Genomic DNA, 11501 nt, shown 5'->3' on the forward strand with positions numbered 1-11501 from the left:
CAGAATTAGCATAAAAGCAGTCACACAACATAGTCGAGGAGTTGTCCATGGGTGACCCTAAATGATCGTTTTATTATTAAAGTACCAGCTAGTACAGCTAATCTAGGTCCAGGTTTCGATTCAATGGGCCTTGCAGTCGATTTGTATTTAACGTTAGAAGTCGAGAAAAGTGACAAGTGGAACATTCAATCAGTTAGTGATGAATTGAAGGACTTCCCAACAGATGAGACCAATTTTATCCTGCAAATTGCCATTAAAACTGCTAGTAAATACGGAGTCAATTTACAGCCATGTCAAATCCAAGTGGCCAGTGATATTCCTTTGGCTCGTGGTTTGGGTTCAAGTGCCGCAGCCATAATTGCAGGGATTGAACTTGCTGATTCAGTAGGAAATATCGGTTTAACTCAGCAAGAAAAATTGCTTATCGCGACAGAAGTGGAAGGACATCCTGACAACGTGGGTGCATCCCTGTTCGGCGGATTATTCATTGGCTCTTATCAGGATAACGAAGTAGACATGCTCAGCATCTCTAACATTTCTTTTGAGATGGTTGCTGTCATTCCAGATGAAATTCTCTTAACGAAGGATTCCCGCGGGGTACTCCCTGCAGAATTATCTCGTGAATGTGCAATCCAAGCCTCTTCTACGGCTAATCTGTTGGTTGCAGCTCTCTTAACTCAAAACTGGGGATTAGCAGGGAAAATGATGAGCCAAGACCTTTTTCATCATCCATACCGTAAACCACTTATTCGCGCTTATCAGGAAATAGAAGAAATGGCTAAAGAACTTGGTGCGTTCGGTGTGGCGTTAAGTGGTGCAGGACCAACTGTTCTATGTTTTACAGAGAAAGGGAAAGGGAAGGTTGTCGAACGTGGCTTGAAAAGTGAGTTTTCAAGGATGTCTACAAAAATCCTGACGATTGATTTTAGTGGAAGCAGTGTTAGCTCAGTGGAGAGATTTGTGAAATAATCTCTCCACTTTTATTTTGAATTTTTTTGAAGAAAATGCTCAAATTCTTGCTTATTTAAAGGCTTACTGAATAAGTAACCCTGCATATATATGCAATCTTTCGATAATAGGAATTCTTTTTGATACTCTTTTTCTACCCCTTCAGCGATTACATGAAGATGGAGACTGCGTGCAAGATTAATAATCGCTTCAGGTATCTCTGAATTAGCGTAATCTTCATGGATATCTTGTATGAATGATTTATCAATTTTTAAGATATTAATCGGTAAATTCTTTAAATAGTTCAAGGAAGAATAACCTGTTCCAAAATCATCAATGGAAATCCTAATCCCCATTTTCTGAAGGCTTTTTAATGATTCGACAATTTCAGAGGAATTATTTAAAAGAATACTTTCCGTAATTTCTATTTCAAAATTGCTTGGCTCTAATTGACTTGCAGCTAGAATTTCCTTGACCTGATTTACCATATTGCAAGGTTCTTGAAATTGCCGAGCTGAAAAATTGACTGAAACAGACAGGGGGAGCGAACGTGTTTCGTTCCACTTACTAACCTGTTGACACGCCTCCTTCATGACATATTCCCATAAGGGATGGATTAATCCAGTATCTTCAGCAATCGGTATAAACAAATCAGGAGAGACGTAACCTAATTCTTCATCTTTCCATCTTATGAGGGCTTCCGCTCCAAAAATTACCCCTAATTCAACATTAACCTTCGGTTGATAGTAAACTTCCACACTTCCACTTTCGATTGCCCTCCGTAACCGTGCTTCTAGTTTTGGTCTTTCGATATTCGATTGAATTAATTTTTCCGAATAAACGATGGCTTTGTTTCCCCCCAGCTTTTTAGCTGAGTACATCGCAAGGTCTGCATAAACGATCAGTGTGTCCATATTGTCCGTATGTTCCGGGAACAAACTAATACCGCAGCTGGCACTGAGATAAATCTCGTTTCCATCTAAAAGATATCCCTTTTTTAGATTATTGACGATTTTTACTGCTGCGGACTTTGTTTCCTTAAGACTATGACTTAATAACAAAATAATAAATTCATCGCCGCCTTGCCGGGTAATAATCGCATTATTACTGGATAAACTTGCGTTAATCCGTTCAGCAATGATTTTCAGTATCTCATCCCCTTTGTTATGTCCAAAAGAGTCATTCACATGTTTAAAACGGTCCATATCGATGAATAAAACTGATACGGTTTCACTAGTTTGATTTGCCTGTTGGAAAAATGATTGTAACTTTTCTTGCAAATATCTCCGGTTAAGCAAACCAGTTAATGGGTCGTGATATGCCTGATATTCAATGAGCTCTTTACTCTTGTTTAAATCATTTACGTAATTCTGCAGGTCTTTCGATAAGGCATTCACATTTTCTGTGAGCAAACCTAATTCATCTTTTCTGTTTAGATGCATTATATTTCCAAAGTTACCCTGTGCAATATCATTAACCTGTTCAACAATATACCCAATTGGCTGAGTAATGGAGCGGGAGAAAATCAAACTGATAATAAAGACAATCATCATAACGATAAAGGAGAGCAGAACATGGACCATTAGTTCATGTGTGAGTTCTTTCCTAATGAGTCCGTAATCATAAGCAAGTCCTATGACAAATGGTTCTGGTGTGGAATAAACAGGAACGAAGGTTTTCATCAAATTTCTGCCCTGTATATCATCCTTGTAGGATAGTACTCGTTTTGAATTTATCGCCCGTTTAATATAGGAGGCATCAACTTTTTCGTTACGGTACTTATATGAGCCATACCATACTTGTTGGGCGGATATCCGAATATAACTATTCCCGTTTAAATGGACAATTTCTTTCTTTTTACCAAAGTTTTTGGGATTGAAAACAGTGATTTCTAAAACCCCGCGTTCTTTTGTAAAACCTTTAATTACCTTTCCTGGACCAAATCGTCTTTCATAATCTAATACTGCATTGTCACGAAAGTATGGATTAATAATATAGTTCGTCGTCCCATCAAAAAAATAGCCCCATTTATCGGTATGATCTGGATTGGAGGAAGCAACCTCTATCGGACCAGACCAAAAATGGGGAAGGATTAAACCTTTTCCAACAGAAACAGGAGTTAGATTAAATAGCTGCTGGAAGGCATCATACCAATATCCCCAACCCTTTGTGGACATATTAATTTCTTTTGGGTCAGAGGATTTTACTCCAATAATATCATTTTCTGTTTTTGCTAGCAGGGTTATATGTGACACTCTTACTTCTTGGGCCAGTTTTTTTAACTGTTCATTTGTAATATCCTTATAGTTTGGCGGCAGTGCGTGCTTAATCGCCAACGAAGCCGTTCGTAAGTCTTTGCCAAGAATATCTTCAACATACAATGAGCCCTCTCTAATATTTTCAACTTGGAACGACACTTCTTTAGTGATCATATCAATTTCTCTTTCGTTATTTGAAAGCAGCTGATTTTTTGAACGAAGAAAATGAATCGTATTATTCGTTACTAAAATTAAAAATACTAGCAAGCAAAAAATCAGTGGCATCTTTTTTTTGATTGACAATGACACAACACCTCAGGTTAAGCTGTGACCCATAGGATATTACAGGATGAGTCATAACTGTTTTGATAAGAATCCATTCCAAAGACCTTTAACCTTTGAGACCTTCGAGCCATTCTTGATAACATTCATCACACAATGTTTCATCTCTTTCTTTGTTTGAAGAGATAAAGGATACATGGTGCATCTGTCTTTCATCAACATCATTGGTACAATAAAAACACTTTTCAGGCATTGGAATCCCCCTCTAATTTGTTTTATTACAATAGTTTTTTCATCAATAATTCTTTTTGCATAGAAAAAATCTCCACGCATGTTTTAACTTAGTTTGGCACGTATAATATGTTTAAATACAAATAAAAGAAGAAAAGGTGGGAGACTAATGGATTTTATAAATAAAGTGGTCATTGTAACAGGTGCTGCCAATGGGATTGGAAAAGGTATTGCTAGTGCATATGCCACCGCTGGTGCTAAAGTCATCCTGGCAGATGCTGACGAAGAAATAGGGAATTTAACGACGGAAGAGATGCGAAGTTGCGGAGGGGACGTTCTATTTGTAAAGACAGATGTTAGAAGAGAGAAAGACATAATTCGGCTTGTAGAAGTAACAAAACAAAAGTATGGAAAAATTGATGTTTTAATTAATAATACAGGCAAAGGGGTATTTAAGTCTCCCCTAGAATTAACAATTGAAGAATGGGATGATGTGATTCATACAAACCTAAGAAGTGCCTTCCTCTGTTCTCGAGAAGTGGCTAAATATATGCGGGAGAATGAATCTGGAGGATCAATTGTCAATATTGCCTCAACACGGGCCATTATGTCAGAGCCTAACTCGGAAGCTTACGCTGCTTCAAAAGGAGGAATTGTTGCGATTACCCATGCTTTGGCTGCGTCTTTAAGTGAATATCGAATTACCGTCAATGCTATATCGCCTGGGTGGATACATAATGGTGATAAATCACAATTAACAAAACTCGACCATGAACAGCATTTCTCAAAACGTGTTGGTGAACCAAGTGATATTGCTCGAGCATGTTTGTATCTAACCCATCGTGAAAATAATTTTGTCACAGGGATAAATTTAGTGGTGGATGGGGGAATGACGAAAAAAATGATTTACGAGGAATAGAACAAACAAACTGGGCTCCAGACCGAACAGTCTCAGCCCAGTTTGTGCAAATTGCCGTCGACTAAATGCACGGCACTATCAATAAATAATTTTGATAATAGGGATTGTGTTTTATTAATGTTATAGACTAAATAAAAGTATCTTTCTTCGTCAAATTCATTTATTGCATGCATCTTAAGCATGTTGTTGGAAGAATATACTTTTGCCGCGATTTCGGAAATTATCGAAATACCAATGTCTTGGATGACAAACTGCATCAAGCTTTGTCCGCTTTCCGTATAGGCAATGATATTTAATTGCTCCTTGTGAATGTTATTTTTTTTAAGAACCCGTTCCAAAAGGGCATTTGTTCCTGAGCTTGAATTACGCATCACAAACGGATAGTTTAAAATATCGCGAATATTTACTGGACCAACCATTTCGTTTTGGTTCGATGTAATTAGGACTAATCTTTCTTTTAAAAGTGGGATAAAGCGAAGTTTTTCATTATCATATTTTTCACCTAATATACCGATATCCACAGAGCCGTTTAACACTTTTTCAGCAACAATTTTTGATGAGGATTGGTTGATATGGAATATTACTTCAGGATATTGTTCCCTAAATTGTTTAACCATGCCTGGAATCATAAATTGCCCTGGGACAGAGCTGGCGGCAATCCGAATCTTCCCCTTCAGATCTGTCATTCCCTCTTTTAAATCGAGCAATGCTTGGTCTTTAATTAATAAGAGTTTAAGGGCCCATTGATACAAACGTTCCCCCTTCGGCGTAAGAATACTCTCTCTTCCCACTCGATCAAAAAGCTTTATATTAAGCATTTTCTCTAATGCCTGAATATGAGAACTAACCGTTGATTGGCTTAAAAATATTTCATCTGCTGCTTTAGAAAAGCTTTTGTGTTCGACCACCTTTGTAAAAACATACAACTGATGTAAATCTATCTTAATCATCCCCTAATATATAAATCGATAATTCACATTGGTAAAATAGATAAAATATTGAAATCATTATATCATCTCCTGTGTATGAAGTAATTTTAGCAATCAAATAAAAAGAAGGAGTGCAGATATCATCACTCCTTCTTTTACCTTATACAATTAGAGAATGCTTTTCCTCCGCCAGGCATAAATCTAATATCCATGGCCATTTTCCGTGTCCTGACTGTGTATTTATGTGACCTGCATTAGGGATGGTGATGGAAGGAAAGCTAAGATTTGAATAGCTTTTTACATCTGCCCAGCTGCAATATGGATCATTAGTTGAATGGATAAATAATGTATTTTCAGCTGCATTCTTTAGGTTGTTTCTATCCAAAGGTACAGGGTAGAATGATTTTGCTTCAGTGAGAATGTGGTTTGGAGAAGGCGGTGCGACTAAAATCACCCGGTTGGCAATTGGTTTATTTTGAGTAGAAGCATAATGAAGCCATAATAAGCAGCCTAGACTGTGTGTAATGACTGTTAAATTATTTTCCTCTGGGACCATCTGCAGATTAGTAGTCAATTCCTCCAGCCAAACGCTCTTATTAGGCGAGTCGAAGTTTGTAAAAGTTGGATATTGTACATGATAATTCTTTCTAGTTAATTCATTTGCCAGCCAAGTTTGCCAATGATCAGTTCCACTACCGCCTAATCCATGAATGATTACAAAACTTTGTTGGTTCATTTAATCCCCACCTAATTTTTTAATTTTTACTATTCCGATGAAATAAGTTGGTTTTATTGAGATTATAGTTGTTTTAAACGAAAAAGGCAATCAATGTCTCATAATTTATTAATTTTTTGGATAAACAACTGAAAAGTATATTTGCAATTGTATTGATAAACAATCAAAATAAATTGATTGGATAAATAGAAAGTAGGGGTATTTTTGTCAGATTTTTTATCATTAGGTATTTCAGAACCACTCGTGGAAACATTACGTGGTCACGGTATTGCTAAACCAACACCGATTCAACAACAAGCCATTCCATTTGTGATCAATGGTATCGATATCATAGCACAGGCGCAAACAGGAACGGGAAAAACGTTTGCATTCATCCTGCCAATATTAGAAAAAATTAAACGTGAAGCGGAGCATGTCCAGGCATTGATCGTAACGCCAACGAGAGAATTAGCCCTGCAAATAACAGAGGAAATTGAAAAACTAATTTCCAATCTAACAGGTATCGATGTTCTAGCCGTATATGGAGGCCAGGATGTTGATAAACAATTAAAAAAGTTAAAGAGGGGAATGCAGATAGTCGTAGGAACACCCGGGCGACTCTTGGATCATATTAGAAGGGAAACCATTCGTTTATCAGAAATAGATTACCTTGTTTTAGATGAAGCAGACCAAATGCTCCATATTGGGTTCCTCAATGAAGTGGAAGATATTATAAGAGAAACACCAGTAGGCAGGCAAACGATGCTTTTTTCAGCAACCATGCCGGCTGAAATTCGTAAATTAGCAAAAAAGCATATGAGAGATCCAGAATACATTCAAATTGAAAAAACCCAAGGACCTGCTGAAACGGTGAAACAAATTGCGATTCATACGACTGATCGTGGGAAACAAGGCACGCTTATTCAACTAGTAGAAACGTATCGTCCGTTTTTAGCGGTTATTTTCTGCCGGACCAAACGCCGTGTAAGTAAACTGTTTGATGTCCTGAAGGCAAATGGATTTTCTTGCGATGAATTACATGGGGATTTGTCTCAAGCAAAGAGAGAGCGGGTGATGAAACGGTTTAGGGATGCAGAGGTACAATTGCTCGTTGCGACAGATGTGGCGGCAAGAGGACTTGATGTTGAGGGGGTCACCCATGTGTTTAATTATGATATCCCTCAAGATACGGAAAGCTATGTCCATCGCATTGGCAGAACAGGAAGAGCTGGGATGACTGGTCTGGCCATTACCTTTTATACTTCGATAGATCGACCTATGCTTGAAACAATTGAAGCTGAGCTAAATATCACGATTCCAAAACAAAATATGGGAAATACCAAAGAGGGCAATGAGCGCAAAATAAACGATAATAAAGAGCATAGTACTCAAAAAGTGAAACATGGAATTAGAAAAGCAAAACCAAGTACACCACGAAATCGAAACGAATCAGGAAGAAGAGAGAATAGATCAGATCGAAGTGGGGGATTTGAAAGAAGGTCCCATACTAGTAAGCCTGGAAGTAACCGTTCAAAAAGTGGCGCTGGAAGAAAAGGACAAAAGTAAATTTCTTAGGAAAAGTTCAATAAGGATAATGAAAATGGGACTGACGCAATTCAGTCCCATTTCATTTTTTATTATCCGCCAATGTTAATGCCAGTATTAGACTTAACCAAAACTTCTTCATATCTTTTCACATCTGCTTTTTGACTCGAGAATATCGTTCCAAGGTAACCCGCGATAAATCCTAGTGGAATCGAAACAATTCCAGGAGTTGTATATGGGAACCATGGTTCGCCAACAAAAATGGCTTTTCCAACTTCAGGGCTGAACACATTCGGGCTGACAATCACCAAACCGATGGCTGAAATAAGGCCAACTACCATCGCCCAAATGGCACCAGTTGTATTGAAGCGTTTCCAGTAAATAGTATAGAGAATCACCGGAAGATTGGCGCTGGCTGCGACTGCGAACGCGAGTGACACTAGGAAGGCAACATTTAGGGTTTGTGCCCCTAGAGCTAGAATAATAGAAATAACTGAAACGCCAACCGCTGCCCAGCGTGCCATACCAACTTGCTGCTTCTCTGTTGCTTTTCCTTTTTTCAGGATGACGTTATAGAAATCATGAGCAAATGCAGAGGCGGCTGTCAATACTAAGCCAGCCACAACAGCTAATATTGTCGCAAAAGCAACGGCTGAAATGAAAGCAAATAGCATATTCCCGCCAATTGCTTGTGCTAAAAGTGGGGCTGCCATATTTCCTGCGGGATTGGCAGATACAATTGCACTGTTACCAACAAAGGCTGCGGCGCCGAAGCCAAGGAAAATGGTCATAACGTAAAAAATCCCAATGATCCATGTGGCATAAACTACCGAAGAACGAGCAGTTTTGGCATCCTTTACCGTAAAGAAACGAACAAGAATATGTGGAAGACCAGCTGTTCCAAGAACCAATCCCATATTTAGCGATATAGTATCAAGGCCAATTTTGTATTTTACACCTGGATTTAAGAAGGTTTCCTTTAATGGCGTGGCAGTTTTCATTTGCGCAAACATATCGGTAATACTCCAGTTAAATTTGGCAAAAACAATAATTGAAATAACTAAGGTACCACCCATTAATAGAACAGCTTTTATAATTTGTACCCAACTTGTTGCATGCATACCTCCAAAAATAACGTATACGGTCATAAGGACTCCAACGATTAATACCGATGTGGTATATTCTAAGCCTAATAATAATTTAATAAGTGCACCTGCACCAACAAGCTGTGCAATCATATAAAAAATAGAAATCGTAACCGTGTTCATGGCAGCGAAGCCACGGACCTTTTTAGCATCAAAACGAGCAGCAATCATATCAGCAAATGTATACTTTCCTAGGTTTCTTAGTGGTTCAGCAACTAAATAAAGTACAACAAGATAGGCTACGAGAAAACCAATACTATAAAAGAAACCATCAAAGCCTGTTAAGGCAACTGCACCTGCAATTCCAAGGAATGAAGCAGCAGACATATAGTCCCCAGCAATGGCAAGTCCATTTTGCCAGCCAGTTAAACCACCGCCAGCTGTATAGAACTCACTAGCATTCTTTGTTCGTTTTGAAGCGTAGTATGTAATTACCAATGTTACAAAAACGATACAAAGAAACATTGTAAAAGCAGCAGTATTCATTAGTTAGCCCCCTTTTCCTGAATGACTTCATTCGCCAATTCGTCGAATCTTGCTGCTTTTTTCGAATAAATCATACATAAAGCCCAAGTCATGACAAATTGTAAGAAAGCAAAAACCCATGCCCAAGTAATACTGCCGATAAACTTGTGATTTAACACAGTAGAATAAGAAGTTAGTACAGGTAAAGCAAAGTAAAAACAAAAAAAGAATATGGTGACAGGGATGATGAACTTTTTCTTTTCGGAGAGTAATGTTTGAAATGATGAAGACTGGACAATTGAGGTGTAATCGCTTTCAGAAAAAGTCTTAGTTTTTTTGGCCTCCATGGAAGGTCCTCCTCTCAAATAAAACCTATTGTTCAAATTGAGGTAAATAAAGACAATGCTGATTGTCGGTGTCTGAGGAAACGATAGATTGAAGCATGTTGAATAACTTAATTAGAGAATTCTCCCTCCTTAAATACAGATTTTTCTAAATTTTTAAATTACATTTATGATTTTATTATAGTGATAAGGTAATATGCAATAGGAAATTAAAAAAAAGGTAAAAATACCCACTAGTGGGTATTTTTACTGTGGTGATGGGGTTATATTAGATGGGCCGTTGAAAAAAAAGAAAACCTCTGCAGCGCAAAGGTTTTCGAATAATGGAGAATAGGGGGCTCGAACCCCTGACCTCTTGCATGCCATGCAAGCGCTCTCCCAGCTGAGCTAATCCCCCAGATATTTGGTACAAGAAAAATTATATCTGTATTATTATAATCTTGCAAGAGAAAATTTAAGTAAGGATAAATTTTTTTAACTTATACTTTCAATTTCTACTTTTTGAATACCTTCTAAATTAGAAACAGAGGCATACACATCAGTTGTTTTTTCACGATAGTCAACGGCAACTAATATTTGAACGAGATGGTCGCCATTATCTAAATCCTTAATCTTGAGCCTGCGAACGATATAATTTTTTTCGATTAGGAAGGAAATAGCTTTTTCAATTTGACCTTGATCCCTAATAAATAGTTGCAGCATAATTTCTTTTTCCCTTAATTGTTTCGGCCCAATGATTTTCATTAAAAATGGAACAAATTCAACACTAAGTATAAGTAATGCTACCCCAGCAAATGCTTCTATGAAAAAACCAGCTCCGACTGCAATTCCAATTCCTGCTGCACCCCAGATCATTGCTGCCGTTGTTAAACCAGATATACTATCATTTCCACGTCTTAAGATTACACCTGCACCTAAGAAACCGATCCCTGAAACTATTTGTGCTGCTAAGCGAAGCGGATCCATAGTTATTTTGACATCATCTGAATCAGGAAACATGTACGCTGATTCAATGGATACAATCGTTAACAGACAACTTACAACAGAAATAACTAGGCTTGTTTTGAGGCCTACCGGTTTCCTTTTTAATTCACGTTCAAGACCAATAATAAGACCAAACACTGCAGAAACACCAAGTTTAATTAAAATTTGCATATCGACACTACTCATTTTAAATCACGTCCATTTATACAGTCGTTGACTGAAATTTTGATTCTTGAAAAAATACTGATTACAAAATAAATATAGAATACCTTTCCTTAATTCTACACATAAACGAGTATCTAATGGAAGAAGCATATAAATGTTGTTTGCCTTACTTAGTTAGAAAGCAGTTTCGAAAAAAAATCAAAAATTATATTGCAAACATTTATTTATCATGTTATATTAAATCTCGTCCTCATCGAGCGGGTCAACAAGTGAAAAAAGAAATTAAAAAGTTGTTGACACCACTATGTAAGATGTGATAAATTAGTGAAGTCGCTTTCGAGCGGTCGATTGAAATTCAAGTGATTTGTTCGCTTATTAGAAATTGTTCTTTGAAAACTAAACAAACAAAATCGTGCAAACAAACAATAAATTTTAGTTTCAGCAATGAAACTAAGCCAACGTAACAAATGAGCTAATCAACTTTCTTGGAGAGTTTGATCCTGGCTCAGGACGAACGCTGGCGGCGTGCCTAATACATGCAAGTCGAGCGAGACTCTTCGGAGTCTAGCGG

At 37.6% G+C, this 11501-nt stretch carries 10 protein-coding genes, 1 tRNA gene and 1 rRNA gene; 4 read left to right on the forward strand and 8 right to left on the reverse strand.

Features of this window, described 5'->3' with window-relative positions; translation table 11 throughout:
- Nucleotides 1-51 precede the first annotated feature (51 nt).
- Nucleotides 52-969 carry a homoserine kinase gene (thrB, locus tag ACE198_RS18415; protein WP_375376600.1) on the forward strand — a complete coding sequence of 306 codons (918 nt, stop codon included), beginning with the start codon at nt 52-54 and terminating at the stop codon, nt 967-969.
- 11 nt (nt 970-980) lie between these two features.
- Here thrB and ACE198_RS18420 read toward each other — a convergent pair whose 3' ends face one another.
- Nucleotides 981-3509, reverse strand: a complete 2529-nt coding sequence (locus ACE198_RS18420; RefSeq protein ID WP_375376601.1) for an EAL domain-containing protein — start codon at nt 3507-3509, stop codon at nt 981-983.
- An 88-nt stretch (nt 3510-3597) separates the two neighbouring features.
- Entirely contained in the window at nt 3598-3741 is a 144-nt protein-coding gene (locus tag ACE198_RS18425) for a hypothetical protein (RefSeq protein ID WP_180230054.1), read from the reverse strand.
- A 147-nt stretch (nt 3742-3888) separates the two neighbouring features.
- Between ACE198_RS18425 and ACE198_RS18430 the strand changes: the two genes are divergently transcribed.
- Nucleotides 3889-4638 carry an SDR family oxidoreductase gene (locus tag ACE198_RS18430; RefSeq protein WP_375376602.1) on the forward strand — a complete coding sequence of 250 codons (750 nt, stop codon included), beginning with the start codon at nt 3889-3891 and terminating at the stop codon, nt 4636-4638.
- A gap of 32 nt (nt 4639-4670) precedes the next feature.
- Here ACE198_RS18430 and ACE198_RS18435 read toward each other — a convergent pair whose 3' ends face one another.
- Nucleotides 4671-5588 (reverse strand): selenium metabolism-associated LysR family transcriptional regulator, encoded by a 918-nt coding sequence (locus ACE198_RS18435; RefSeq protein WP_375376603.1) that lies wholly within the window; start codon nt 5586-5588, stop codon nt 4671-4673.
- A gap of 139 nt (nt 5589-5727) precedes the next feature.
- On the reverse strand, nt 5728-6303 hold the full coding sequence (locus tag ACE198_RS18440; protein ID WP_375376604.1) for an RBBP9/YdeN family alpha/beta hydrolase: 576 nt from the start codon (nt 6301-6303) through the stop codon (nt 5728-5730).
- 204 nt (nt 6304-6507) lie between these two features.
- Between ACE198_RS18440 and ACE198_RS18445 the strand changes: the two genes are divergently transcribed.
- Nucleotides 6508-7848 carry a DEAD/DEAH box helicase gene (locus tag ACE198_RS18445; protein WP_375376605.1) on the forward strand — a complete coding sequence of 447 codons (1341 nt, stop codon included), beginning with the start codon at nt 6508-6510 and terminating at the stop codon, nt 7846-7848.
- A 71-nt stretch (nt 7849-7919) separates the two neighbouring features.
- On the opposite strand, the gene ACE198_RS18450 is transcribed toward ACE198_RS18445, so the two are convergent.
- The 4 genes from ACE198_RS18450 to ACE198_RS18465 form a co-directional block, all read right to left on the reverse strand.
- Entirely contained in the window at nt 7920-9458 is a 1539-nt protein-coding gene (locus tag ACE198_RS18450) for a solute symporter family protein (protein ID WP_375376606.1), read from the reverse strand.
- Nucleotides 9458-9784 (reverse strand): DUF485 domain-containing protein, encoded by a 327-nt coding sequence (locus ACE198_RS18455; protein WP_375376607.1) that lies wholly within the window; start codon nt 9782-9784, stop codon nt 9458-9460. Before ACE198_RS18455 ends, ACE198_RS18450 begins: the two co-directional genes overlap by 1 nt.
- Before the next feature lie 321 nt (nt 9785-10105).
- Nucleotides 10106-10178, reverse strand: a tRNA-Ala gene (locus ACE198_RS18460).
- Between the two features lie 77 nt (nt 10179-10255).
- Nucleotides 10256-10951: an MgtC/SapB family protein gene (locus tag ACE198_RS18465; RefSeq protein WP_375376608.1), complete on the reverse strand. Its 696-nt coding sequence runs from the start codon at nt 10949-10951 to the stop codon at nt 10256-10258.
- 461 nt (nt 10952-11412) lie between these two features.
- Here ACE198_RS18465 and ACE198_RS18470 point away from each other — a divergent pair.
- Nucleotides 11413-11501, forward strand: a 16S ribosomal RNA gene (locus tag ACE198_RS18470); the annotation flags it as partial.

It is taken from the genome of Neobacillus sp. KR4-4 (assembly GCF_042136325.1).
GTDB lineage: Bacteria > Bacillota > Bacilli > Bacillales > Cytobacillaceae > Neobacillus.

Coding starts and splice junctions, on each gene's coding strand:
- ACE198_RS18425 (WP_180230054.1), bottom strand. CDS start 3,741: ATGCCTGAAAAGTGTTTTTATTGTACCAATGATGTTGATGAAAGACAG.
- ACE198_RS18430 (WP_375376602.1), top strand. CDS start 3,889: ATGGATTTTATAAATAAAGTGGTCATTGTAACAGGTGCTGCCAATGGG.
- ACE198_RS18435 (WP_375376603.1), bottom strand. CDS start 5,588: ATGATTAAGATAGATTTACATCAGTTGTATGTTTTTACAAAGGTGGTC.
- ACE198_RS18440 (WP_375376604.1), bottom strand. CDS start 6,303: ATGAACCAACAAAGTTTTGTAATCATTCATGGATTAGGCGGTAGTGGA.
- ACE198_RS18450 (WP_375376606.1), bottom strand. CDS start 9,458: ATGAATACTGCTGCTTTTACAATGTTTCTTTGTATCGTTTTTGTAACA.
- ACE198_RS18455 (WP_375376607.1), bottom strand. CDS start 9,784: ATGGAGGCCAAAAAAACTAAGACTTTTTCTGAAAGCGATTACACCTCA.
- ACE198_RS18465 (WP_375376608.1), bottom strand. CDS start 10,951: ATGAGTAGTGTCGATATGCAAATTTTAATTAAACTTGGTGTTTCTGCA.